The 23,967-nt window shown below is 69.4% G+C and carries 19 protein-coding genes; 8 read left to right on the top strand and 11 right to left on the bottom strand.

Features of this window, described 5'->3' with window-relative positions:
• Window positions 1-16 precede the first annotated feature (16 nt).
• The 3 genes from EPL03_RS15190 to EPL03_RS15180 form a co-directional block, all read right to left on the bottom strand.
• Complete coding sequence (locus tag EPL03_RS15190; RefSeq protein WP_135830183.1) at window positions 17-1,330, bottom strand: YeaH/YhbH family protein; 1,314 nt, start codon at window positions 1,328-1,330, stop codon at window positions 17-19.
• The gene (locus tag EPL03_RS15185; protein ID WP_244605292.1) at window positions 1,321-3,591 is read right to left on the bottom strand and encodes a PrkA family serine protein kinase; all 2,271 of its coding nucleotides are present in this window, start codon (window positions 3,589-3,591) and stop codon (window positions 1,321-1,323) included. Before EPL03_RS15185 ends, EPL03_RS15190 begins: the two co-directional genes overlap by 10 nt.
• A gap of 107 nt (window positions 3,592-3,698) precedes the next feature.
• Window positions 3,699-5,762, bottom strand: a complete 2,064-nt coding sequence (locus EPL03_RS15180; RefSeq protein ID WP_135830181.1) for a PrkA family serine protein kinase — start codon at window positions 5,760-5,762, stop codon at window positions 3,699-3,701.
• A 544-nt stretch (window positions 5,763-6,306) separates the two neighbouring features.
• Here EPL03_RS15180 and EPL03_RS15175 point away from each other — a divergent pair.
• The 3 genes from EPL03_RS15175 to EPL03_RS15165 all read left to right on the top strand — a co-directional run bounded on the left by EPL03_RS15175 (window position 6,307) and on the right by EPL03_RS15165 (window position 8,112).
• Window positions 6,307-6,753 (top strand): DUF5820 family protein, encoded by a 447-nt coding sequence (locus EPL03_RS15175; RefSeq protein ID WP_244605283.1) that lies wholly within the window; start codon window positions 6,307-6,309, stop codon window positions 6,751-6,753.
• Window positions 6,754-6,796: 43 nt separating this feature from the next.
• Window positions 6,797-7,810 (top strand): D-2-hydroxyacid dehydrogenase, encoded by a 1,014-nt coding sequence (locus EPL03_RS15170; RefSeq protein WP_135830180.1) that lies wholly within the window; start codon window positions 6,797-6,799, stop codon window positions 7,808-7,810.
• 74 nt (window positions 7,811-7,884) lie between these two features.
• A complete protein-coding gene (locus tag EPL03_RS15165) occupies window positions 7,885-8,112 on the top strand; it encodes a glycine zipper 2TM domain-containing protein (RefSeq protein ID WP_135830179.1) in 228 nt (75 codons plus the stop codon).
• Window positions 8,113-8,151: 39 nt separating this feature from the next.
• On the opposite strand, the gene EPL03_RS15160 is transcribed toward EPL03_RS15165, so the two are convergent.
• The 3 genes from EPL03_RS15160 to pyk form a co-directional block, all read right to left on the bottom strand.
• Window positions 8,152-8,805: a DUF7500 family protein gene (locus EPL03_RS15160; protein WP_244605282.1), complete on the bottom strand. Its 654-nt coding sequence runs from the start codon at window positions 8,803-8,805 to the stop codon at window positions 8,152-8,154.
• An 89-nt stretch (window positions 8,806-8,894) separates the two neighbouring features.
• Window positions 8,895-9,095, bottom strand: a complete 201-nt coding sequence (locus EPL03_RS15155) for a DUF7312 domain-containing protein (RefSeq protein ID WP_135830178.1) — start codon at window positions 9,093-9,095, stop codon at window positions 8,895-8,897.
• A gap of 118 nt (window positions 9,096-9,213) precedes the next feature.
• The gene (gene pyk, locus EPL03_RS15150; RefSeq protein ID WP_135830177.1) at window positions 9,214-10,980 is read right to left on the bottom strand and encodes a pyruvate kinase; all 1,767 of its coding nucleotides are present in this window, start codon (window positions 10,978-10,980) and stop codon (window positions 9,214-9,216) included.
• A gap of 116 nt (window positions 10,981-11,096) precedes the next feature.
• Here pyk and EPL03_RS15145 point away from each other — a divergent pair, with 116 nt between their 5' ends.
• On the top strand, window positions 11,097-11,381 hold the full coding sequence (locus tag EPL03_RS15145; RefSeq protein WP_135830176.1) for a GYD domain-containing protein: 285 nt from the start codon (window positions 11,097-11,099) through the stop codon (window positions 11,379-11,381).
• A 21-nt stretch (window positions 11,382-11,402) separates the two neighbouring features.
• On the opposite strand, the gene EPL03_RS15140 is transcribed toward EPL03_RS15145, so the two are convergent.
• Both EPL03_RS15140 and metG read right to left on the bottom strand, forming a co-directional pair.
• Window positions 11,403-12,167, bottom strand: coding sequence for a class I SAM-dependent methyltransferase (locus EPL03_RS15140; protein ID WP_210425013.1), 765 nt, complete (start codon window positions 12,165-12,167; stop codon window positions 11,403-11,405).
• Window positions 12,168-12,243: 76 nt separating this feature from the next.
• Window positions 12,244-14,379, bottom strand: coding sequence for a methionine--tRNA ligase (gene metG / locus EPL03_RS15135; protein WP_135830175.1), 2,136 nt, complete (start codon window positions 14,377-14,379; stop codon window positions 12,244-12,246).
• Between the two features lie 553 nt (window positions 14,380-14,932).
• Between metG and EPL03_RS15130 the strand changes: the two genes are divergently transcribed.
• Window positions 14,933-16,135, top strand: coding sequence for a M24 family metallopeptidase (locus EPL03_RS15130; RefSeq protein WP_135830174.1), 1,203 nt, complete (start codon window positions 14,933-14,935; stop codon window positions 16,133-16,135).
• A 55-nt stretch (window positions 16,136-16,190) separates the two neighbouring features.
• Here the strand turns inward: EPL03_RS15130 and EPL03_RS15125 are convergent, their stop codons facing one another.
• The 3 genes from EPL03_RS15125 to EPL03_RS15115 all read right to left on the bottom strand — a co-directional run bounded on the left by EPL03_RS15125 (window position 16,191) and on the right by EPL03_RS15115 (window position 19,509).
• Window positions 16,191-17,168 carry a restriction endonuclease gene (locus EPL03_RS15125; RefSeq protein WP_135830173.1) on the bottom strand — a complete coding sequence of 326 codons (978 nt, stop codon included), beginning with the start codon at window positions 17,166-17,168 and terminating at the stop codon, window positions 16,191-16,193.
• Between the two features lie 85 nt (window positions 17,169-17,253).
• The gene (locus EPL03_RS15120; protein ID WP_135830172.1) at window positions 17,254-18,783 is read right to left on the bottom strand and encodes a BGTF surface domain-containing protein; all 1,530 of its coding nucleotides are present in this window, start codon (window positions 18,781-18,783) and stop codon (window positions 17,254-17,256) included.
• A 99-nt stretch (window positions 18,784-18,882) separates the two neighbouring features.
• Window positions 18,883-19,509, bottom strand: a complete 627-nt coding sequence (locus EPL03_RS15115; RefSeq protein WP_135830171.1) for a J domain-containing protein — start codon at window positions 19,507-19,509, stop codon at window positions 18,883-18,885.
• 518 nt (window positions 19,510-20,027) lie between these two features.
• Between EPL03_RS15115 and EPL03_RS15110 the strand changes: the two genes are divergently transcribed.
• The 3 genes from EPL03_RS15110 to EPL03_RS15100 all read left to right on the top strand — a co-directional run bounded on the left by EPL03_RS15110 (window position 20,028) and on the right by EPL03_RS15100 (window position 23,951).
• Entirely contained in the window at window positions 20,028-21,716 is a 1,689-nt protein-coding gene (locus EPL03_RS15110) for a DUF255 domain-containing protein (RefSeq protein ID WP_135830170.1), read from the top strand.
• 249 nt (window positions 21,717-21,965) lie between these two features.
• Window positions 21,966-23,030, top strand: coding sequence for a M23 family metallopeptidase (locus EPL03_RS15105; protein ID WP_135830169.1), 1,065 nt, complete (start codon window positions 21,966-21,968; stop codon window positions 23,028-23,030).
• 108 nt (window positions 23,031-23,138) lie between these two features.
• Entirely contained in the window at window positions 23,139-23,951 is an 813-nt protein-coding gene (locus tag EPL03_RS15100) for a TrmB family transcriptional regulator (RefSeq protein WP_135830168.1), read from the top strand.
• Window positions 23,952-23,967: the final 16 nt, after the last annotated feature.

The raw sequence follows: 23,967 nt of genomic DNA, 5'->3' as shown, positions 1-23,967 counted from the left end.
GTCTCCGTAGTGGGTGTCACGATTCGGCCTCCGTGCTGAGTATCTCGTAGATGGCGTCGGTCACGTCCTCGGGGCTGTTGACGTAGCTCACCGCGACCTCGTCGGAGTCGGCGAAGTACTCGTCGACCTCCTCGGCGTGGGTCGCGTTGATGGCCTTCCCGTCGGGCTGGGTCTCGACGTAGGCGTGGAGGTTGGCCGGAATCTCCTCCATCAGCGGGACCACGTTCTCGCTGGTGTCGTTCCGGGAGTTCTCGCTGTCGCCGGCCGCGAACACGTAGCGGTTCCACTCCGACCACGGGTAGCGCTCGTCCAGAATCGCGGCCGCGAGCTCGTAGGCCGACGATATCTTCGTTCCGCCGCCCGACCGGATGCCAAAGAAGTCCTCGCGGGAGACCTCCCACGCCTCGGCGTCGTGGGCGACGTAGACGAACTCGGCGTTGTCGTACTTGCCGGTCAGGTACCAGTCCAGCGGCGTGAACGTGCGTTCGACCAGTTCGCGCTTCTTCTCGCGCATCGACCCCGAGACGTCCCGGATGTTGACGACGACGACGTTCTTCTCGCGCTCCTCGATTATCTCGGGGTAGCGGTAGCGCTCGTCCTCCTTCCGTAACGGGACGTGCCGGATGCCCTCCTCGGTTATCTTCCGGGCGGCCGACCGCTGGTCGGTGTTGTCCTCCATCTCGTCGATGCTGGACCACCTGGTGCGCTCGTCGGCCGGAATCGCGTCGTACTGCTCGTCGAGCCAGTGCTTCGAGACGTTGATGTTGCGCTCGCGCGCCCACTCGAACGTGCGCTCGGGGCCCCAGCCCTCGACCTTCAGCGCCTCGCGCACGTAGTCGGGGTCGAAGTCCATCGCCAGCTTGCGCTTGAGCCCCTCCTTGAACATCCGCTCGAAGTCCAGCGTCGAGTCGGGCCCCGTGCGGGTCATGTCGGTGAAATCGCCCTCCATCTCCTCGACGACCTCCTTGCCCTTCGGTTCGAGGTCGAGGCCGAGTTCGTCGTCGAGTTCCTCGGCGAACTCCTCGGGGTCCATCTCGTAGTAGTCGTGCTCGCCGCCCTCCTCGCCGGGGTCGTCGCCCTCCTCGCCGTCGTCGCCGGGCTGGGGCTGGGGCTCGCCGACCGGGTCGCCCACGTCGGGGTCGCCCTGCCCGACGCCGCCCCGGTCGCGCTGGTCGTACGCGAACTCCGGCAGGTCCACGATTTTGATTGGGACGTTTATCTCGTCGGGCAGACTCCGCCCGAGGTCGCCGTACTGGATGAAGTCCGCGAGGTCCTCGCGCTTGGCCTCGCCGACCTCGCGATAGCGTTCGAGGTCGTCTCTCAGTCCCATTTGTAGCTCACCTGGCTCATGACGTGCTGGCTGGTCAACTCGGCCGACGCCTCGGAGTAGCCGTACAGTTCGACCAGGTTGGCTATCGTCTCGGCCTTCACGGCGGCCGTCTCGGTGTCGGCCGGCGGGTCCGACCACTGGGTCGGGTCGAAGTCCTCGAACACCCGTCGGACGTCGTCCCAGTCGTAGTTGGCCAGCACGGTCCGGATGATGGGAATCTCCTTGGGTTCGATGTCGCCGACCTCGAACCCCTCGTCGCGGTTCTCCCACGCGTGGCGGTTCAGGGCGGTGATGACCTTGTTGCGCCGGAACTCCTCGACCGCCGGCGAGGGCGCGTGGTCGGTCCCGTAGCTCTCGGGGGAGAACCGGCCGAGGTGGTCGGTCTCGAACACCTTCATCTTGAGCGCGTCCGGCCCGACGCGCTCGCCCCGGTCGTTCTCGATCGTCTCGTCGGTCGCCCACGCGTAGACGTGCTCGACGTACTCCTCGACGGTCTCCTCGTCGACGCGCTTGTCGGCCATCATGGCGTCGAGGACGTCCTCCTGCTGGCGCTGGAAGACGTGGTTCTTGACTGGGACGAGCCGGTTCTCGTACTCGGTGCGTTCGGCGGTCGAGAACACGGGCGCGCCCGTCAGGCGCTCGGCCATCGCGTCGAGCACGTCCCGGGGCATGACGACCTCCTCGACCGGGTAGTCGGCGTGGGCGCGCTCGCTCCCCTCGTTGAGCAGGTCGGCGACGACGTCCCGGGTGTAGGTCACCGGGATGCCCTGCTCGCCGTCGTCGGCGTCGTCGTCGAACTCGAAGTCGTCCTTGTCGAGGCGGTCGTCGCCGTCGAGCAGGTACCCGCGGTCGAACAGCTCCGCCTTGTCCACGAGGTCGAGGCCCGCCGGCACGTCCTCGCCGTCGAGTCGGGTCACGACGCCGTACAGCGCGGCGGCCTCGACGGCGTGGGGCGCGAGTTCGCGCCGGGAGACGCCGTCGTCGTCCTCGCTCCGAACCTGTATCGTGAGGGACTCGCGGATGCGCTCTTCGAGCTCGTCGTAGCTGTCGGCCCGCCACACGTCCGTCTCGTCGGTCAACTCGCGTCGGACGAGTTCGGCTTCGAGGCTGAGGTTGGTGAGGTACTTGAACCGCCGTCGGTCGAGCCGGCGCTTGAGCGCCTTCAGCGGGTCGGCCCCGCCGGCGTCGGCGTGCTGGTTGAGCTGTGCTTCGAGGTCCGGGTTCGAGATGATGACCAGTTGGGTGTCGACGTCCATCCCGATGCCCTTGTCGAGCTTGACGGTCTGCTCGTCGGGCACGTTGAGCAGCTTCTGGAGCAGGTCGGCGTGCTGGGCGGCGTCCTCCACGATGGTCAGCAGACCGTTGCCCTGCGAGAGCACGCCGTCGTAGCTGAACGCCTGGGGGTTCTTGCGCCCGCGCGAGTCGAGTTCCTGCAACATCCCGCGCATCCACGACCCGACCAGCCGCTCTTTGGGCGGGCCGGCGTCCTCCGAGTGGAGGACGCCGATGCCCCGCCCCACGTCCACGACGTAGTTTTTCACCCGCAGGTGGCTCGGGTCGGTGATGGCCGAGAACAGGTCGTCCTCCCCGGCCCGGCGGTACTGCTCTTCGAGGTAGTCGTACGCCTCTCGACTGAACGGGTCGAGCGAGCTGTCGACTTTCACGTCGATGTGGTCGTCGGTGCGCTCGTTCAGCCGGGCGAGGACGTCCTCGCGGACCGGCTCGGGGAACACCGAGAGCGGGTTGGCCTGCACCGGGCTCGCGAACCAGTTCTCCTCGTCGGCGGCCGCGCGGTCGTCGCCGTAGCCCAGACCCCGGGAGTCGCTGGCGCTGGCGACGTTCCACTCGACGGTGTAGCGCCGGCCGGCGTCGGTCTTGGAGAACTCCCGGAGGCCGTTGACCAGACACCGCTTGAGCTCGGACTTGCCCGTCGCGGTCGGGCCGTCGAACCAGATTATCTTCTCGGCCTTGCCCCGCTGGGCCGCGATAGAGCGCAGGTCGTCGACGAACGCGTTGAGGACCTCCGTGTTTCCGAGGATGGCGTGCTCGCCGTCGTTGTGCGGGTCGTCGAAAAAGCGGTAGCGCCGCTTCTCCTCGCCCTCCTCGACGACCGTCCGGGTGCCCATCGACTCGATGGCTTCGAGCAGGTACTTGCTGGCGTGGGCCGCCACGGTCGGGTTCCCGAACGCCTCCTCGACGAACGCCGGGAGTCCCTTTGGCTCCTCGTAGGTCTCCCGGAGCTCGCGGTCGGCGGCCTCCACGAACGTCTCGCCGTCCGGGGAATCGTCCCGGCGCGAGGGGTCGTCGCGGCCGCGCGTACGGTCGTCGCGATCGCGGCCGGTCCGCCCGTCGTGGCCGGTCGCCACGGTCAGTCCTCCATCTCCGCGCGGGCGACCTCGGCTCCGGCGAACTCGAGCACCTCCTTGGCACCGTCGCGCGAGTACCCCTGGTCGACGAGCGCCTCGACCCACGCGTTCTGCTCGGCGTCGTCCATCTCGTTGGACGACACCAGCGCCGAGAAGTTGATGTTGTGCTTCTTGTCCTCCCAGAGCTTGCGTTCCAGGGCCCGCCGGAGCCGGTCGTTGTCCTGCGGGTCGAACGGCGAGCCCTCGCGGGCGCGCCGGCTGACCCAGTTGCTGACCTCCTGGCGGAAGTCGTTCTTGCGGTCGCGCGGGATGTCGAGTTTCTCCTCGACCGCCCGGAGGAAGCTCTCGTCGGGGTCCTGCTCGCGGCCCGTGAGTTCGTCCTCGACCGTGTCGTCGTCGATGTACGCCATCACGTGGTCCATGTACTTCTCGCCCTGGCGCTGTATCTCCTCGACGTCGTAGGCTAACGCGTGGCGCACGTCCTCGATGGCGCGGTCCTTGTACTCCTCGCGCACCAGTTCGAGGTAGCGGTAGTACGTCTCGAAGTTCTCCTGGGGAATCGAGCCGTGGTTTTCGAGGTTCTCCTCGAAGTGGTTGAACACCGACAGCGGGCTGAGAAAGCCCTTGTCGCGGTGGGTGGAGTTCATGATGGCCTCGGCGATCTCGTCGCCCACGAACCGGGCCGAGACGCCCTCCATCCCCTCGCCGATGTCGGCCTTCTCCTCGCCCTCCTCGCGGAGCTTCTTGACGTCGACGTCCTCGCCCTCGTCTATCTCGCCGTTGTACGCCTTGACCTTCTGGAGCAGGTCGACCGTCTCGGTGTCGGGCTCCTCGACCCGGGTGAGCACGCCGAACAGCCCGGCCATCTCCAGCGTGTGGGGCTCGATGTGGACGTCGGGCACGTCGGCGTTGCCCAGCATCTTCCGGTATATCTGGGCCTCCTCGTCGTACTCGAGGACGTACGGGAAGTCGATGCGCTTGGTCCGGTCGTTGAACGCCTCCATCTTCTCGTCGCCCTTCTTGTCGCGGTACTCGGGCATGTTCGTCCGACCGACGATGACCTGGTCGATGTCGATTCGGGGGTTGTTCTTGGGCTTGATGGTCTGCTCCTGGGTGGCGTGGAGGAAGTCGTAGAGGAACTCCCGCTGGAGCTTGAGCAGTTCCTCGCCGCTGAAGATGCCCCGGTTGGCGTTGCAAAAGGCCCCCGAGTAGTCGAAGGCCCTGGGGTCCGATTCGCCGTAGATGGCTATCTTCGAGTAGTTGACGTCCCCGGTCAGTTCGGTCTCGTCCTGGTTCTTCTTGTCCTTGGGCTCGAACGTCTCGACGGCCTGGCGCTTGTTCTCGTCGGCGGTGAGTCGCACGACCTCGACGTGGTTTTCGAGCACCTGCTGGATGTCGTCGTCGTAGTACGCCAGCAGTTCGTCCATGTAGAACGCCGACGCGGGGTCGAGGCTCTGCTCGTTCTGGATGGTGTACGGCGCGTCGAGGTTCTCGTTGAGGTCCGCGACCACGCGCTGGCGCTGCTCGACCGGCAGCAACACCAGGGGGTCCTGGTTCATCGGCGACCGGACCGTGTCGTCTGCGGGGTCCTGGTCGTGGACGACGTCACAGAGGTTGGTCCACCGGTAGGTGTACATCCGGCCCTCCTCGCGGAGGGTGTAGTCCTCGAAGTAGGTCCGGACCTGCCGGTCGAAGTCGGACTTGCCCGACCCAACCGGGCCGAGCAGGAGCTTGATGCGTTTCTGGGGCCCGAGCCCCCGAGCGCCCGACTTGACCTTGTTGACGAACTCGTGGATGGCGCGGTGTATCTCGTGGCCGTAGAAGGTGTTCTCCCCGTCGTGGAGCGGGTCCTCCGAGGCCAGCAGGTACTCCACCACCCCGGCGTCCTCGTCGTACTCCGTGCCGTAGTAGTCGAACATGTCCGCGACCCGCTGGTGGGCGTTGCGGGCCACCTTCGGGTCGCGGGACACCTCGTCGAGGTACCAGTCGAACGACTTGGTCTCGCGGAGGTCCTCGGGCATCGATTCCTGGTAGCGCTGGCTGAGTTCTTCCAGTGTTTCTGTCATCGTATCACGCGTTTGGTTGGGAGAGCGCAGAGAGAGCAGGCGACTGCCGAGTCGCAGCCACGGTCGGAGTATGTGGTAGTCGCACACGCACTAAGGTCTGGCGGCCCCCCTGCGATTCGGCAACGACACCCGGGCGTAGCGCCGCCGCCACGTCCCCCGTCCGGGCCGCCGTGTCCCTGCGCGGACGCAGGGGTCGTTGTCGAGCCGTCATGTGCGTGCCATCCCACTCCCCATCCACGGCGTCGACGCGTCGGAGGGCGACGATATCGGAACGTGAACAGGTTCTGGTAGTCGCTATCGAGTACCGTGTGGGTCGCTACCACCGATACTATCTATTGGTTGTGTTCGAGCATCATATACCTTCGCATCTATCAGATATCATGATAAGCTGAGTGATTCCATTGAAACCCGTGATCTCGGTGACCCCCCTGCCATCGGCGTGTCGATGTGGATTGTTAGCACGTTCTACTTTTAAGAGAATCCGCGCCGAACCGTCCCGCTCCCGACCGCCAAGACCTTATCGGGCGGCGACGAACGACCGGACATGACCGACGGCGACGCGTCCGAGGCGACGTCGGGCGTGGGGAGTCCGGACGGGGACGGTCGGGACGAGCCGAACCTACCGGCGGGGTGGCGCGTGTGGAACGACGAACCGGGCGGTCGGCGCATCCTCGCGTATCGGCCCGACGTGTTCGACACCGAGCGGTTTCCCCCGGCCTGTCTGCCGACGCTGTACGTCGCCGCGGGCGCGCCGAACCGGCCGGCCGCCGAGGCCGAGTACGGCACTACCGACGCGTGGCGCGTCCAGTTCTTCCTCGAACCCGAGGTGGAGCTGGTCCCAGCTCGCACGTACGACGACCGCGAGGCCGCGCTGGCGGGCGCGCGCGAACTCGCGGCCGAGTTCGCACGCGGGGAGTTGGACCACCGGGGAGCGTATCAGGTACCCAGGGAGGCGTACCTCGACCGGCTCGACGACCTCACCAGCGGGTGACCGCAACCGACGATTTATCCCCCTCCGCCGTAACGCCGAACACATGCCCGAACCGAGCGACGACTCCGACAGCACCGACGCCGCCAGCCGTACCCCCGACGAATCCGGCGGTCCCGACGTACTCGTCTTGCGTCGGGGCACCCACGGCATGCCGGTCGACGAGTACGTCGACCGGCTCCGCGAGCGCCTGCCCGACCGCGACGTGCGGCTCGCCGAGACCCCGACCGAAGAGCGGGAACTCGCGGCTCGCGCGCCCGTCATCACCGGGATGGAGGTCGACGACGACTTGCTGGACCACGCCACGAACCTCGACCTGTTCGCCTGCGCGTACGCCGGGACGGGCCATCTCCCGATGGACGCGCTCGAAGACCGGGGCGTGGCGGTCACCAACGCCTCGGGGGTCCACGGGCCGAACATCGGCGAACACGTCGTGGGCAACCTGCTCGTGTTCGCCCGGCGGCTCCACGAGGGATGGCGACGCCAGCAGAACCGCGAGTGGCGACACTTCCGGGCCCACGAGCTACAGGACAGCACCGTCACGGTGGTCGGGCTGGGAGCCATCGGGCAGGCCGTGGTCGAGCGCCTGCAGGGATTCGGCGTCGAGACGGTGGGCGTACGCTACACCCCCGAGAAGGGAGGCCCGACCGACGAGGTGGTCGGGTTCGACGGACCGGGGTTCGAGGACGCGCTGGCCCGGACCGACTACCTCGTGCTGGCGTGCCCGCTGACCGAGACGACCCGCGGGCTGGTCGGCGAGTCCGAACTCAAGACCCTGCCACCCGAGGCCGTGCTCGTCAACGTGGCTCGCGGGCCGGTGGTCGACACCGACGCGCTGGTCTGGGCGCTCCGGACCCACAACCTCCGGGGCGCGGCACTCGACGTGACCGACCCAGAGCCGCTGCCCGAGGACCACCCGCTCTGGAATCTGGAGAACTGCCTGATAACGCCCCACTGCTCGGGCCACACGCCCGAGTACTACTCGCGGCTGGCCGACATCGTGGCCGAGAACGTCCGGTGGCTGGACGCCGGCGAGGAGCTGGACAACCGGGTGGCGTGAGCGGCCGGCCGCGCTGCCGCCCGCCGTTCAGGACAGCAACTACATTTATCCGCATCGCTCCCGACGTTCGAAATATGCGAAAACGTCTCAGGCGCGTTCTGAACCGAGCCAAGTACGCGGGAATGGGAGCCGCCGTCGGCGGAACGCTGGGCGGACTCGTGAGTCGGCGCGGCGCGAGCACCGGAGCCAGCGTGGGCGCGCTCGTGGGCGCGACCGTCGGCGAGAAGCGCGGGTCCGTCGACGCCGTGGTCGAGCGCGTCCGCGAGGAGCGTCCGACCGAGCGCGTGTTCCTCGCGGACTGACGTCCCGAGACCAGGCACCGAGGACTCCCGACGACGCGCTCAGACGTTCTCCGGCGGGAACACCATGCCCCGGTCGTCTTGCACCGCTTCGACGAGGTCGGCGATCGTGTCCTCGGGCCCGAGCTGGTAGGATTCGAGGATGGCCTGTAGACACGACGGCGAGTACCGAACCCGCACGTTCGACTCGGTGAGCAGGATGCCCAGCACGTCCTCGACGGCCGTCTCGGTCGTCAACTGCTGGGCGTACCACCGCAGGAGCCCGTCGAACACCGTCCCAACGTCGTCGGAGAACAGCTGCTGGTGGCTGACCGCGCCCTCGGACTTGGCCGCGACGTGGAACCCGTACTTGGCGCTGGCCCCTTCGAGGTCGGCCTCGAGCCACTGCTTGACCGCCCCGGAATCGACGCCCTCGCCGGTCGGAATCGCGTCGCGGCCGTTCGGGGCCGGTCCGGCGTCGGCCCCGCCAGGGTCCGCCTCATCCGACCCACCGGCCTCCCGGCGGTCGTCGGGGACCTCCGGGTGCTGGTCGGTACCGATGACGAACCGTCCCTCGTCGAGTTGGACGACGTTGTCCTCGTCCTCGATGTCGAGGTCGTCGGGGGACAGGGCCGACCTGTCGTCGCCGCTCGCCGCTTCCTCGGTCGGGAGCGGCGGTTCGTCGAGGTTCCGGCCGTCGTCCGGCGTCGGACACATTGTGGCATACTACCGCTCGATTTCACATAAATTCTCCGCCTGTCTCGGGGCACCGGTCGGACGGGCGTCGGCACCGACCGAGCAACCGCCTACCCGCCGACGACCGCCAGCACGCGGGCGAAGAGGAACAGCATCGTGGCGACGCCGAGCGCGACGAACAGCGTGTTCTCGGCCGTCGGCGAGCCTGGTTCGAGGGGTTCGAGCTCCGGTCGGTCCGGGTCGGCCGAGTCGGGAGCGTTCGGGTCGGCGTCCTCGCCCACCTCGTCGACGTCGTACTTCCACTCGGACATGGCCGGCGGTACGCGGTCGAGCGCCAAAAGGGTGGCCCCGACAGCGAGGTCCGGCGTCGCCGGGAGCGGCGCGTCCGACCCACGCGGGTCGCTTCCGCGGTGGTCCGTTCCGCGGCGGTCACGTCCGGTCGGGACGTGTCACGTCGCCGTCGTACACCACGCCGCGCTCGGCGTCGAGGGTCACGGTGTCGCCGTCCCGGACCTCGGGGTCGAGGGGCGCGCCGCTTATCATCGGCACGTCGAGTTCCCGCGCGACCATCGCCGGGTAGCCCGTCATCCCCGGGCGGGCGTCGACGATGCCGACCAGTGTGGCGGGGTCGCCCGCGAACTCGCCCTCGAACTCGGGTTCGACCGCGAGGACCGACCCCGCCGGCACGTCCGAGAGGTCGCCGTCGGCGGTCCGGGCGACCGGCGCGGCGACCCGGCCGCTGACGACGCTCCGACCCGTCGCGATGGTCTCGGCCGCGACGTGGACCTTCAGCGTGTTGGTCGTGCTGGTCCCCTCCAGTTCCGACATCATGCCCGACAGGACGACCACGGTGTCGCCGCTCTCGGCCGCGCCGGCGTCGAGGGCGGCCTGCACCGCGTTCTCGATGACGTTCTCGACGCCCGAGGACATCGGGGTGTACTGGGCGTCGACGCCCCACGAGAGCGCGAGTTGGCGGCGCACCTCGTCGTTGGGCGTTGTCGCGACCACGGGGACCTGCGGTCGGAACTTCGCCACCTTGAGCGCGGTGTAGCCGGACTCGCTGGCGGCCACGACGGCCGACGCGCCGATGTCGCGGGCGAGGTAGCGCGCCGACCGGGCGAGGGCGTCGGTCCGGGCGTCGTCGGCGGGCGGGACGCGCTGCTCGCGAATCTCGTCGTACTCCTCGCTGGCCTCGACGTCCCGGACGATGCGGTCCATCGTCTCCACGACGCGCACGGGGTGGTCGCCGATGGCGGTCTCGCCCGACAGCATCACGGCGTCGGTGCCGTCCAGTACCGCGTTCGCCACGTCCGAGGCCTCCGCTCGCGTGGGCCTGCGCGCGGTGACCATCGAGTCGAGCATCTCGGTCGCGGTGATGACCGGCGTGCCGGCCTGCTGGCACTTCCGGATGATGCGCTTCTGTATCATCGGCACGTCCTCGAGCGGGCACTCCACGCCGAGGTCGCCCCGGGCGACCATCACGCCGTAGGCCGCGTCGATTATCCCGCCCAGGTTCTCGACCGCGCCCCGGCGCTCGATTTTGGCGACGACGGGGATGTCGGCACCGAGGTCCTCCAGCACCTCGCTGACCTCGAACACGTCGGCGGCGCTCCGGACGAAGCTCGCGGCCACGAAGTCGACGCCCTTCTCGGCGGCGAGTTCGAGCTCCCGGCGGTCGGAGTCGGTCACCACGTCGAGGTCGAGCTCCACGCCGGGGACGTTGACGCCCTTCCGACTGCCGAGGTCGCCGCCGCTGTCGACGCGGGCGACGACGGCGTCGGAGTCGCGCTCCCCGTCCGACTCGACGGCCTCCACGGTGGCCTCGATGCGACCGTCGTCGAGCAACACCGCGTCGCCGGGCTCGACGTCGGTGATGGCGTAGCTCAGCCCGACCTGTTCGGGCGTGGCGTCGTCGCCGACCACGAACCGCACGGTCGAGCCGGTTTCGAGGTGAACGGGGTCGTCGAGTTCGGCGGTCCGAATCTCGGGTCCCTGCAGGTCGAGCATGACCGCGAGCGGGTCCTCGGTCGTTTCGTCGACGTCCCGGACGCGGTCGACGAGTTCGGCCCGGTCCTCGCGGCTGCCGTGGCTCGCGTTGAGCCGCGCGACCGACATGCCGGCCTCGGCCAGCCGGCGGACGGTCCGCCGGGAGTCGGAAGCGGGCCCCAGCGTGCACACGATCTTGGCGTTTCTCATGGGTCGGCGTACGCCCGTCCCTGGCAAAAACCCCCGGTGAGCCGGTCACGTTCACTCGAAGGCGAGTTGCTCCACGAGCCCAACCGCTTATTGCGTCCGCCTCGAAAGACGTAGCTATGCCCACGTACGCCTCGCTGGTTACGGTACGCAAGGACTTCCAGAACCCCCAGGAGCTCACGTCCATCTGGGGCGACATCCGCGCCGACCTCGAGGAGTTCGACGCCGAGTTGACCGACACCTACGCGGTGCTGGGCGAGTACGATTTCCTCGTCGTCATGGACGCGCCGGACCGCGACGCCGCGTATCAGGCGGGCATCGCGCTGGAGCGCCACGGCCTCGACGCCCAGACCATGGAGATCGTCCCGACCGACCGGCTGGCGCAGGTCGTCGAGGACGTGTGAGTCCGGCGAGCGACCCGCGCGCTACGCCGGCTTTCTCGCCCGGACCAGCGCCGTCAGGTTGGCGAACTCGGCCACCTCGCCGCGCTCGACGGTGACGCCGTAGGCGGCCTCCGCCTCGGGCGTCCGGACCAGTTCGGCGAGTCGCTCCCGGTCGGCGGCCGGCGGGTCGGTCCGGTCGACCCAGTCGGCGAAGTCGAGGTCGAGCCGCCCGGCCGTCGCTCGCTCGACCGCCAGCCCCGCGTCTCGCATCCACGTCTCCCACCGCGAGAGCGGGTGGGCCTCGACGTGCGAGCCGTCCCGAAGCGTCTCGACCCGATTCACGAAATCGGCCAGTCCGGGGTCCTCGGGCGCGGCGACGTCCTCGAACGCGAACACGCCGCCGGGCGCGAGCACCCGGCTGGCCTCCCGGACGAACGCCTCGGGGTCGGGGAAGTGGTGAGCCGCGACGCGACAGGTGACTGCGTCGAACGTGCCCGGACCGAACGGCAGTCGCTCGGCGTCGGCGACGACGCCGGCCACCGGGAAGTTCGCCGCCGCAGTCCGGACCATCTTCGGCGTCGCGTCGGCCGCAACGACCGCCTGGACGCCGGCCTCCGCGAGCGCGTTCGCGGTGTGGCCCGCGCCGCAGGCGACGTCGAGCGCCCGCGAGGCGTCGGCCGACCACGCGGCCAGGGCGTCGAGGTCCTCGCCCGCCCGATGCACGTCGCTGTCGAGATACGCGTCGGCGGCCGCGTCGAACGACGCCATCGCCTCGCGCTTGGCGCCTCGACCGTCGTCGGAGTCCATGGCGGGGCGTCGTCGCCCGGCGGCATGGGCGTGGCGGTGGTCGCAAGAATCGTCGGACGTCGGGGGCGGTGCCGGCCTACCGAACCTTCGTCCCCGGCTCGCTGTCCTCGTGAGTCGTCAGCAGGTCGGCGTCCTCGCCGGCCGCCAGCACCATGCCGTCGCTCTCGACGCCGAACAGCTCGGCCTTCTCCAGGTTCGCCACGACGACGACCTTCGTCCCGGGCAGGTCGTCGAGGTCGTGGAGTTGCTTGATGCCCGCGACTATCTGGCGGGTCTCGACGCCGATGTCGACCTCGAGCCGCGCGAGGTCGTCCGCGCCCTCGATGCCTTCCGCGGCCTCGATGCGGCCGACGCGGACGTCGAGGTCCTTGAACTCCTCGAAGCCGACGCGCTCGTCGGCGACGGGTTCGAGGTCGACCGCCTCGGGGTCGTCGCCTTCGGCGTCCGCGTCGTCGGCCGCCCCGTCGTCGGCCGTCGCGGCGTCGATTCGCTCCTCCAGCTTCCGGTTGAGTTCGTCGACCCGCTCGTCCTCGATCTTCTCGAACAGTTCGTTCGGTTCGCCGAACTCGCCCGGCGGCGATTCGAGGCAGGCGTCCAGCGTCGCGTCGTCGACCGCCCCGTCCTCGCCCAGTTGCTCCCAGAGCTGCTGGGCCTTCCCGGGCAGGATGGGTGCCGACAGCACCGCGACCGCCTTGGCTATCTGGACGCAGTCGTAGATGACCTGCTCGGCGCGGTCGGGCTCGTCGTCCGTCAGGTTCCACGGCTCGTTGCGCTGGATGTACTCGTTGCCGAAGCCCGCGAGCGCGACGGCGGCCTCGCCCGCCGTCTTGAGCGAGTAGTCGTTTATCGCGGCCTCGAAGTCGGCGACGGCGTCCGCGATGCGCTCACTGACCTCCTCGGAGGTCTCGGCGTCCGGAGCACCGCCGTAGTTGCGCGCCGCAAAGAGCAGGCTCCGGTAGGCGAAGTTGCCGAGCGTGCCGACGAGTTCGCCGTTCACGCGCTCCTGGAACTTCTCCCACGAGAAGTCCACGTCGTGCTGGAACCCGCCGGTGGTGGTGAGATAGTAGCGCACGAGGTCGGGGGCGAACCCCTCGTCGAGGTAGTCGTCGGCCCACACCGCCCGGTTGCGGCTGGTCGAGAACGCCTTCCCGTCGAGGTTGACGAAGCCGCTCGCCAGCACCGCGCGCGGCTCGTTGTAGCCCGCGCCACGGAGCATCGCGGGCCAGAACACGGTGTGGTGCTGGATGATGTCCCGGCCGATGACGTGGATTATCTCGCCGGTGTCGGCGTCGGCCCACGTCTCGGGGTCGGCCTCGTCGGGCGCTCCGGCGTCGGGCGCGCCCGCCTTCCACGCGGCCTCCCAGTCGAAGACGTCGTCGCCGACGCGCTCGCTGTACTGCTTGGTCGAGGCCACGTACTCGATTGGGGCGTCGACCCAGACGTAGAGTACGAGGTCCTCCTCGCCCTCACCCGGGTAATCTATTCCCCAGTCCATGTCGCGGGTGATACAGAGGTCCTGTAGCTCGCCCTCAATCCACTCGCGGGGCTGGTTGCGGGCGTTGTCGGTTCCCTCCAGTCGGTCGATGAACCCCTGCAGGTACTCCTGGAAGTCCGACAGCCGCAGGAACTCGTGCTCGCGGGTACGATACTCCGCGGGGTTGCCGGTCAGGGTCGAGGTGGGGTCCTCGATCTCGCCGGGTTCGAGGTGGCGCTGGCAGCCCTCGTCGCACTCGTCGCCCCTGGCCTTCTCGCCGCAGTACGGGCAGGTTCCCTCGACGTAGCGGTCGGGGAGCGGCTGGTCGGTCTCGGGGTCCCACGCGACCTGAATCTCCTTCTCGAAGACGTGATCGTTGTCTATCCACGACCGGACGAACTCCCGGGTGAGTTCGACGTTGGCGTCGTCGTGGGTGTGGCTGTAGTTGTCGAACTCGACGTCGAACTCCGGGAACGTCTCGGCGTACTTCTCGTGGAGTTCGAGCGCGTACTCCTCCGGGTCGACGCCCTCCTTCTCGGCGTTGACCGCGACCGGCGTCCCGTGCATGTCGGTCCCGGAGACGAGCGCGGTCTCCTGGCCGAGCGTCTCCAGGGCGCGGACGTAGGCGTCGCCGCTGACGTAGGTCCGCATGTGGCCGATGTGCAGGTCGCCGGTCGCGTACGGCAGGCCGCACGTCACCACCGCCGGACGCTCCGTGGGGAAGTCGTCGTGGCTCATACTACCCAATCCTCCTTCGCGGGTGTAAAACCCGCCGATTTCCGTGTTCGTGCATGCGCGTCGTCGTGACGTGGTCGTCGAATCGATTCTCGGCGCGCGACCGCGTCGTCCGCCGTGGTAGCCCCGACGGACGACGCGGTCGCGACTGGCGGGCGATTCGGTCGGCCGGTCGGGTTTCCCCGCCGCGAGAAACCGTCCGCGTGTCACGGTCCGGGCGGGTCCTCCCGACGCTACGCGTCGCTCGGCGTACGCATACGCATAGCGCGGGCGGGTGCCGTCGAGCGTTCGAGCGCGCGGACGAGTCCGCGTGCTCGAACGCCCCGAGTCGGGTGAACCGTGACTGGCACGCCCGACGGTTGGGGGTCGCGATAGGTAAACGTTCGTCCGGCGCGCGACTCGTCGCGTGCGGGACCTCGGCCGTCCCGTCGCGTGCGGAACCTCGACCGCCCGCGCGGTCGCCGCGCGCGGCGACCGCGCTGCGTCCTTGCACGCCGTCAGCGTTCCCCTTGCCCACACGTCAACGTTTAACCGCCCGGATTGCGTGCGTGGAGTCATGCCCACGCGCGTACCCGACGCCGAGTTCCGGGACCGACTCGCGGCCGTCCGCGACCGCCTCGCCGGCACCGACGCCGACGCCGGAGTCTGGTTCGGCGCGACCAGCATCGAGTACCTGACCGGCTTCGACCACGTCCAGACCGAGCGCCCGGTGGTGCTGGCGGTGACCGACGACCGGGTCGCGGTGACCGTGCCCCGACTCGAAGTCGAGCGCGTGGAACCCAACCCGCGAATCGACGCGGTCCGCCACTACTTCGACTACCCCGGCGGGGAGCCGATTCGCACGGCGGCCGGAATGCTGTCGGACCTCGGCGTCGAGTCGGTCGTCGCCGACGCCGACGGCGCGCCCGGCGTGATGGGCTACGAGGGGCCGACGCTCTCGGAGTTCGTCGACGTCGAGAGCCAGAGCTGGGTCGACCGGATGCGCTGGGCCAAGTCCGACGCCGAGGTCGAACTGATACGCGAGTCCGCCCGGTGGGGCAACCTCGCCCACCGCTACCTCGCCGACTTCACCGAGGTCGGCGAACACCCCGCGACCGTGAGCCAGCGCGCCTCGATGGAGGCCTCGCGCGCGATGCTCGACGCGCTGGGCGACGAGTACGTCCCGCGAACACGGGCGGACGGGCCCGCCCACGCGGGGTTCATCACGGGCGAGCAGACCGCCCTGCCCCACGGCCACACCGCCAACCGACGCCTGCAGGAGGGCGACGTGCTGGTCACGGGCGCGAGCGCCAACGTCGACGGCTACCACTCGGAACTGGAGCGCACGATGTTCCTCGGCGAGCCCTCCGACGAGCAGGCCCACTACTTCGAACTCATGCTGGAGGCCCAGACCATCGCCATCGAGGCGCTCGGGCCGGGCGTCCCGCTGGCGTCCGTCGACGAGCGAGTGACCGACTACTTCGAGGAGCAGGGCGTGGCCGACCTGGCTCAGCACCACGTCGGCCACAACATCGGACTGGGCGGCCACGAGCCGCCGTACATCGACCACGGGTGGACCGACCACTGCGCCGAGCGCGAGGGCCGGGAGGACGCCGACGCCGAGATGGAGCCGGGCCACGTCTACACCATCGAGCCGGGCATCTACACCGACGAGTACGGCTATCGCCACTCCGACACCGTCGCCGTCACCGAGGACGGCGTGGACTGGCTGACTCACTTCCCGCGCGACTTAGAATCGAACGTCATCCGCGTGGCGTAGTCGACCGTCGTCCGCGTGGACGAACCACGAACGGCAACAGCGAGCCCCCACAATGCTACAGCTGGGACTCGTTGACCGACAGGTCGGAGTTGCGAACGAACTCGACTTCGACGGTGGCCCGGGTCACGTTCTGGTCGTAGACCAGCGTTGCGGACTCGCCCTCCGGAATCGCGAACACGGTCCAGACCGGAACCGTCTCGCCCGGTCCGATGGGGAGGTTCAGGAACCCCGCGTGTCGCGCCAGCGTCTGGTTGGCGTGGGTCGTCCCGTTGGCGCGCAGCTTGAACGCGGTCTGCTTCAGGGGCACGGAGCCGTTGCCGGTGTTGTTTATCGCCATCCGCACCAGTACCAGCTGCTGGCCCTCGGGGGCCGGGTAGACGAGGTCGTCGGACTCGTTCATGTCGATGCTGTCGGTCACCTTCGCGTTCCACGTCACGTGGAGGCTGGCGTTCGCACCCTCCGGCGCGGTCGACTCCGCCGAGATGGCGTCACCCCCGCCGAGGAACGGCACCGACGGGCCGAACAGCACGCCCGCGCCGACCAGCGCGACCACCACGACGACCGCGACGAGGGGCACGTCCGAGGTGGCCTCGGCGGCGCGCGACGCGAGGTCGGTCGCCGCGTCGAGCGGCGAGCCGTCGGACCCGCCACCGCCGCCGTCCCCGCCGTACTGCTCGGCGAGGCCGGTCAGCTCCTTGCGCTGGAGGACCCGCTCGATGCCCTCGCCGTCGAGCAACTCGACTCCGGTGCCCTGGGCCACCTTCTCGGCGTGCTCGGAGAACGTCCCCGCCGTGACTATCGCGCCCTCCCCGACGTCGTACTCGTCGCACAGCGACCGGAACTGCTGGACCTGCTGGCCGCCGACTTCGCCGTCGGCGATCGCCCAGACCAGCCCCTCCTCGCCGGTCTCGGGCCGCTGGAGCGCCACGAATATCCGGCCGTCGTCGTCCTTGATCTGGGTCTGCCAGCCCTGCCGCTGCCAGAGCTCCGCCACGAACTGCCCGAACGCCGACCGGTCGATGCTCTCGAACATGCTCTCACGGGGACCTGTTTGGAACCATATCCTCAGTCATCGTATATAAAACGTCGGGCCCTCGGTCGATTCGCGCGTCTCGACGCTACAGTCGGCGAGCCGCCAGCGCGAGCGCGGCCGCCAGTGCGAGGAGGTTCGTGGCGGGTCCGAATCCGGGAACCGGAACCAGGCCGCCGCCACCGTCGTCGTCCTCCCGAACGGGTCGCTCGGTGAGCACCCCGTCGCTCGAATCCATCGCGACCTGGGTGATGCCCTCGGCGGTCGTGGTCGACGACCGGGTCGTCGTGGGGTCGTTGCCCCCGCCGGCAGAGGTAGTGGGGTCGGGCGTCGCCGTCGGCTGGGCCGTCGTCGGTGGCTGGGTCGTCGTTGGGGCGGGCGTCGCGGTCGTGGGGTCGGCCGTCGTCGGGGGTTGAGTCGTGGTCGCGCCCGCGACGACCCCCGGGACGATTCGGTCCTGGTCGCGGAGGCGGAACTCGAACTCGCTGCCCGGTTCGAGGTCCGAGAAGTCGAACGTCGCCCCGAACGTGCGGTCGTCGCTCACTTGGAGTTCGACCTGCTCGAACAGCGGCGGGGTGAGGTCTCGCCCGCGGACCGTGAGGTTGATGGTCGTTCCGGGGGTCAGCGTCGTCGTTCCCGAGATGGTGGTCTCGCCGTCCACCACGATGGCGTCCCTCGGGCTCTCGTCGTCCAGTTCGACCCGGCGCTCGACCACCCGGAACTCGGTCGAGACGTTCTGGGTCGAGTCCGCGAGTTGGCCCTCCTCGGGCACCACGAACGAGACGCGGTAGCGGTCGCCCGGCTCGATGTCGTGCTCGCCGGTGTCGACCGCGAGGTGGAACCCCCCGCTCCCGGGGTCGAGGAACAGGCGTTCGACCGCGTCACCACCGAACTCGTTGCCCGGTCCGTTCATCGGCGGGTTCGTCTGGACGAACTCGACCGCCAGGTCACCGCCCTCGCCCAGCAGCGACTTGTCGGGCGACCCGCGGACGCCGAGCAGCCCGTCGAGACCGGTGGCGTCGACTTGCAACAGCAGCCAGTCGTCGCGGGCGAGCGAGTCGTTCCACGGAGCCTGGGACCCAGACCGAACGTCGTCACCGCTGGACCACTCGGGCACGTTGGCCGACCGTGGCGCGATGCGGGCCGTGATGCCGGTGGTCGCCCGCTCCCGAATCGCGAGGTTGGCGAGGTCCTGCTCGACGCCGCCGACCGTCACGTTCAGGTCGTACTGAGCGACGTCGAGCGGCGCGTCGATGGAGTCCGAGAGCAGCGTACGGCTCCTGACCGAGCCGTCGGCCGCCCACACCATCTCGCCGAGCGAGTAGTTGCTCGCCTCCCCGGCCTTGTAGGTGTTGAGCCGCAGCTTCGTGGTGCCCGAGCCCACGCCGACCCGGAGGACGAACGCGCCGTTTCGGGACTTGATGTTCACGGTCGCGGCCGAGTCGGCGTCGACGGTGATGTTTGCGACGTCGCCGCGCTCCTCGTAGAACACGCCCTCCTGGAACGAGGCACCCGACTGGGCTGCGGCCGGGCTCGTGGCGACCCACGGCGCGACTGCCGCCGCGAGCACGACCGCGGCGAGGGCGACGACACACCACTGCCGGAGGTTCGCTGACATGGCGGGGTGAAAGTAATCGGGGTTTGTGAGCCATCCGTAATAAATCCGTCTGGTGACGGATGCGCCCGAGCGCGGTCGGACGACGAGCCCCGGCGCGGTTCACCCGCGCTCGCGGAGGACCTCGTAGGCCTCGTTCACGCGCTTGAACTCGTCCTCGTCGCCGCCCTCGCGGTCGGGGTGGACCGACTTGACCCGCTCGCGGTAGGCCCGCCGCACGGCGTCGGCGTCGGCGTCCGGGTCGAGGCCGAGCCGTCGGTAGGCCTCGGTCGGGCTCGGACCGTCCTCCCGCCGGACGCCGGGCGCGCGTCCCGAACGCCCAGCCCTACCTCGGCTCTCGGTCGCGCCCGCCCCCGCGGTGGGTCCGCCGGCGGTCCGCCGCCGCTCGCGCCCGTCGACCCCCGACCGTGCGCGGGCACCGAACCCCCGGTCGGGACCGCCCGCGAACCGGGAGCGAGCGTCGGCGTCGTCGCGCTCGCGCGGACCGTCGTCGCGGGGGCCGGAAGCGAGCCCGCCGAGCCCGAGCCCGCGATACGCGCTCGCGTCGCCCCGCTCGGCGCGCTCGCGGAGCCGCCCGCTGGCCTGATACCAGAGGAAGTAGGCCGCCGCCCCGAACGGCACCGCTACCGCGAGCAGCGCCGGGCTGTAGACGAACGCGAGGACGAACTCGACGGTGGCGAGTCCGGCGAACACCGCCGCCAGTCCGAACAGGATCGTTTCCTGCTTCACACTCCCACGTCGCGTTCCGGGACCGTAAGCGTCCCGCTATCGGTGATGCGGTCACGGTTTCGGCGGTGACGTTTGCGGTGGTGAGTGCGGTCGCGGTGGCGGCTCTCACTGGCTCAAGGATAGATGCGGTCGCCGTTGTGGTTGCTGTCGCGGTAGCGGTCCGGAGCAGTGCCGCGCGGTGCTGTGCAGTTCTCCTCGGCTCAAGCAGGAGCTAGCTTCGCCGTCTTCCAGCTGGGAAACTGCATCGCGAAGCGAGCTTCTGCCTCGACGACGTACTGGCACTCGTAGCGTGAGAAGCGCTCGATGCACCGGAGGCTAGCTTCTGCCTCGACCGATGAGGGACCGCACGGCGTAAGCCTCACGCCTCCCCAGCCTCGGGGCGCATGAACGCGCCCCTCCCTCGCGCGCGTTACTCGCGCGCGCCGAGAACTCGGGTAACAGATAATCCCACTCCGATGCCGGCCGCGTCCCCCGACATAGCAAGACCCATCCCGTCGTACCTCCAATCCGGACGTATCATGGACGAGAGCGCCGAGGAGACCAAAGTCGAGTGGCGCGAGTGGGGCGAGGCCGCTTTCGAGGAGGCCCGAGCCGAGGACAAACCCGTCCTGCTCTCGCTGTCGGCGACGTGGTGTGCGTGGTGTCACGAGATGGACCGCGAGGCGTACAGCAACCCGATGGTGGCCGCGAACGTCAACGACTCGTTCGTCCCCGTCCGGGTCGACGTCGACCGCCAGCCCCGCGTCCGCGAGCGGTACAACGTCGGCGGGTTCCCCTCGACCGTGTTCTGCACGCCCGACGGCGACCTCCTGACCGGCGCGACCTACCTCGGCGTCGACGGGATGCGGCAGGTCGTCCAGCGGGTGCGGGACCTCTGGAGCCACAAGGGCGAGGACGCCGCCCGAATCCCGCGAAGCCTCCGCGAGGACCCGCCGGCCGGCGAGCTCTCGCCCGAAATCGAGCGGCTCGTCGCGGGCCAACTCGACGACAAGTTCGACGACAGCTACGGCGGGTGGGGCGACAGCGAGAAGTTCCCGCTGCCCCGGACCGTGGAGTTCGCGCTCAAGCGCGAGCAGGCGCTGGCCACGCTGTCGGCGGTCAGCCAGCACCTGTTCGACACCTACGAGGGCGGGTTCTTCCGGTTCGCCGACGGACGCGACTGGAGCGGCGTCCACCACGAGAAGCTGCTCTCGACCAACGCCGGGCTGGTCCGGGCGTTCGCCAACGCCTACCTCCACACCGGCGACGAGACGTATCGGGAGCCCGCCGAGCGGACCGTCGAGTACCTGACCACGACGCTGTGGCGTAGCGCGAGCGACAGTTCGGACGCGCCGAACGCCTTCGCGGGGAGTCAGGCCCCCGGCGCGAGCGACGACGACCCGGACGTCAGCGACTACTACTCGCTCGACCCCAGCGACCGCGAGGCCGCCGACCCGCCCGCCGTCGACCCCACGGCGTTCGCCGACGGCAACGCGATGGCGGTCGACGCGCTCCTGACCTTCCACGCGTACACCGACGGCGAGCGCGCCCGCACCTACGCCGAGCGCGCGCTCGAGTACCTGCTGTCCGAACTGGTCGAAGACGGCCACGTCTGCCACTTCGCCGGGGACGCCGCGGAGACCGACCTGCTGGCCGACCACGCACACCTCCTCTCGGCGCTGACGACCGCGTATCAGGTGCTGGGCGACGACGCCTCCCTCGACGCCGCGCGCGGGGTGGCCGACGTCGCGCTCGACGAACTGCGGACGGGCGACCCCGACGGGGCCGAGCCATCGCCGTTCGTGGACGGTCCCCGCGAGGGGCCGGGCCTGCTCGACCGGCCGCTTCGACCGCTCGACCACAACGCCGAGATGGCCGACGCGCTGGTCGACCTCGCGCTGTTGACCGGCGAGGACCGCTACCGCGAGGCCGCCGAGCGCGCGGTCGCGGCGTTCGCCGACGCTGCCGACCGGTTCGGCGTGCAGGTCGCGGCCTACGCCACCGCCGCCGCGCGACTCTGCCGGGACCCGCTCGTGGTCGAGGTGGCCGACGAGGCCGGGTCGGACCTCCACCGGGCCGCGCTCCGGGTGGCCGACCACGAGAAGGTCGTCGTGCCGGACGCCGACCTCGAACCGGGGACCGCCGCCCTGCTCGTCGAGGGCGAGCGCTCCGACCCTGCCGCGACGCCCGAGGAGCTGAACGAGCGCGTCGCCGAGCGCTGGGACTGAGCCGGTCGACGCGCTCGCCGGACCGTCCGCCACGACGGGGGCGGTCGGGGCCATCGTGGGATGCGTGCGGCCCCACGTATCAAAAATAATATTACCGAACGGCCGACAGTATCTCCCGATGGACCCACGGACAGCCTCGCGCGACGACGTTGCGGGCCGAACCGGCCGACGAACCGGGGACCGGCGCTCTCCGGACCGACTGCGACGGGCGGACGCGCGCGCCGCCGAGTCGCAGTCTTCCCAACGGCCATGACCGAGCAGGTCGCCCACCCGTTCGGGAGGGCCTACTCGAGGAGCGAGCGGGTCGTCGAGCGCGTGAACCGCGCCAGCAATCGGCTGGGTCTGCTCGGGTTCTTCGGCTCGCTGGAGCACCTGCGGTTCGTCTCGCCCGTCTTCGAGCTCGCACAGCTGTTCTACCTGTTCTTCCCGCTCCTTTTCGTCCCGTTCGTTCTCGGCGCGGTCCGGTTTTTCGCGACCCGAGTGCGAACGGCGGTCTCGGGCGGCGAGTCCCCGGACGACGACTCCCACGAGCGCCCCGAAGGGTGGGTCGAGTCGGGGTACGAACGGAGCATCTTCAAGCGACTCCAGTTCCTGTGGCTGCTCGTCCACCCCAACATCGCCGTCCGCGGACTGTTCCAACTCCTCGGCAACCTGCTGATCCTGCTCCGGCGTCGGGGCGACGTCGTCGACGCCGACGGCTACGAGAGCGACGTCGACTACCGGCTCCCGTTCGACGGCGACTGGACGGTACTCAACGGGAGCCCCGACCCGCAGTACTCACACTCATGGTCGCTCCTCCAGCAGCGGTACGCCTACGACTTCGTCAAGACCAACGAGCAGGGACGCACCCACGACGGGAGCGGCGGCGTCGAGTCGTTCTACTGCTTCGACGAGCCCGTACTGGCTCCGGCCGACGGCACCGTCGTCACCGTCAGGGACGGTCATCGCGATTACCACCGCACGTCCGGCTGGTTCGACCCGTTACAGTACCGACTCGTGGGCAACTGCGTCGTCATCCGACACGCCACCGACGAGTACAGCGTCCTGGCGCACCTCAAGAACGGCAGCGTCCGCGTCTCGGAGGGCGACACCGTCGAGCGCGGGGAACAAATCGGACGCTGTGGCCATTCGGGCAACTCGACCGAGCCACACCTCCACTTCCAGGTGCAGGACCGTGCGAACCTCTACCTCGGGATGGGACTGCCCGTCGCGTTCTCCCGCGTCACGACCGACCACCCCGACGGCGAGCGGACCCGTCACGACCGGACGTACGTCCACAACGGGCAGGTCGTGTCCCACGACACCGAGGCGTGAGGCCGGTACGGTCGTCGGCTCGTGCGCGCGACGCTCGCCCGACCCCGCGTTCGCGCCGCCGGATACAACGGTCCGAGAGTTTATAGTTCCCGAGCGTCATGCCCGCACATGGCCAGTCTACGAGACCTCGGACTCTCCGAGTACGAGGCGCGAGCGTACCGGTCGCTTCTCGACGCGGGTCCGACAACCGCAAAGGAGTTGTCGCGGGCCAGCGACGTGCCGATGGGCCGCATCTACGACGTGCTGAGCAGTCTGGAGACCCACAGCCTCGCTCGCTCCCAGAGCGCGAGCCGACCCAAGAAGTACGTCGCGGTCGAACCCGACACCGCCCTCAACCGCCTGCTGGACGACAAGCTCTCCGAACTGGAGGAGCAGGCCGAGCAGTACGAGAGCATCGTCGGCGACCTCACCGACGAACTCGACGCGGCCGAGCCGGTCGAGGAGGGGTTCTGGACCGCGGCGGTCGGCTCCGAGGAGTCGGTCGATTTGCTGGTCGAGCGCCTCGACGCCGCGGACGACCGCATCGTGATGGTCGCCACCGATTCGACCGCCCAGTTCGACATCGGCGACGTGGGCGACCTCGTGGCCCGTCACCTCGAGGCCGCGCTCGACCGCGGCGTCGAGGTCTCGCTGCTGATGTCGCCCCACCTCGTCGACACCCTCCCGCCGAGCGTGGGGGAGCGTTACATCGACACCATGGCCGGCCACCCCGCCTTCGCGGTCCGGACGGCCGACGACCTCCGGGGAACGTTCAACCTCATCGACGACGCGGAGGTGTGCATCGAGGTGGCCCACCCGCTCGACCCCGACGAGGCCTTCGCCATGATAGACATGAAAGACCCCGAGTTCGCGGCCGACGTCCGCGAGGAGTTCGAACCCCGGTGGGAGGCGGCCGAGCCGCTGTCCATCGGCCGGCCGTAGGAGGGGCGTCGGCGGC

Source organism: Halorussus halobius, assembly GCF_004765805.1.
Classification (GTDB): domain Archaea; phylum Halobacteriota; class Halobacteria; order Halobacteriales; family Haladaptataceae; genus Halorussus; species Halorussus halobius.
This window is presented reverse-complemented; position numbering and strand designations above follow the sequence as displayed.

Coding starts and splice junctions, on each gene's coding strand:
- metG (WP_135830175.1), bottom strand. CDS start 14,379: ATGAGCCACGACGACTTCCCCACGGAGCGTCCGGCGGTGGTGACGTGC.
- EPL03_RS15155 (WP_135830178.1), bottom strand. CDS start 9,095: ATGTCCGAGTGGAAGTACGACGTCGACGAGGTGGGCGAGGACGCCGAC.
- EPL03_RS15140 (WP_210425013.1), bottom strand. CDS start 12,167: ATGGACTCCGACGACGGTCGAGGCGCCAAGCGCGAGGCGATGGCGTCG.
- EPL03_RS15105 (WP_135830169.1), top strand. CDS start 21,966: ATGACCGAGCAGGTCGCCCACCCGTTCGGGAGGGCCTACTCGAGGAGC.
- EPL03_RS15180 (WP_135830181.1), bottom strand. CDS start 5,762: ATGACAGAAACACTGGAAGAACTCAGCCAGCGCTACCAGGAATCGATG.
- EPL03_RS15125 (WP_135830173.1), bottom strand. CDS start 17,168: ATGTTCGAGAGCATCGACCGGTCGGCGTTCGGGCAGTTCGTGGCGGAG.
- EPL03_RS15165 (WP_135830179.1), top strand. CDS start 7,885: ATGCGAAAACGTCTCAGGCGCGTTCTGAACCGAGCCAAGTACGCGGGA.
- pyk (WP_135830177.1), bottom strand. CDS start 10,980: ATGAGAAACGCCAAGATCGTGTGCACGCTGGGGCCCGCTTCCGACTCC.
- EPL03_RS15110 (WP_135830170.1), top strand. CDS start 20,028: ATGGACGAGAGCGCCGAGGAGACCAAAGTCGAGTGGCGCGAGTGGGGC.
- EPL03_RS15145 (WP_135830176.1), top strand. CDS start 11,097: ATGCCCACGTACGCCTCGCTGGTTACGGTACGCAAGGACTTCCAGAAC.
- EPL03_RS15175 (WP_244605283.1), top strand. CDS start 6,307: ATGACCGACGGCGACGCGTCCGAGGCGACGTCGGGCGTGGGGAGTCCG.
- EPL03_RS15120 (WP_135830172.1), bottom strand. CDS start 18,783: ATGTCAGCGAACCTCCGGCAGTGGTGTGTCGTCGCCCTCGCCGCGGTC.
- EPL03_RS15160 (WP_244605282.1), bottom strand. CDS start 8,805: ATGTGTCCGACGCCGGACGACGGCCGGAACCTCGACGAACCGCCGCTC.
- EPL03_RS15130 (WP_135830174.1), top strand. CDS start 14,933: ATGCCCACGCGCGTACCCGACGCCGAGTTCCGGGACCGACTCGCGGCC.
- EPL03_RS15190 (WP_135830183.1), bottom strand. CDS start 1,330: ATGGGACTGAGAGACGACCTCGAACGCTATCGCGAGGTCGGCGAGGCC.
- EPL03_RS15100 (WP_135830168.1), top strand. CDS start 23,139: ATGGCCAGTCTACGAGACCTCGGACTCTCCGAGTACGAGGCGCGAGCG.
- EPL03_RS15170 (WP_135830180.1), top strand. CDS start 6,797: ATGCCCGAACCGAGCGACGACTCCGACAGCACCGACGCCGCCAGCCGT.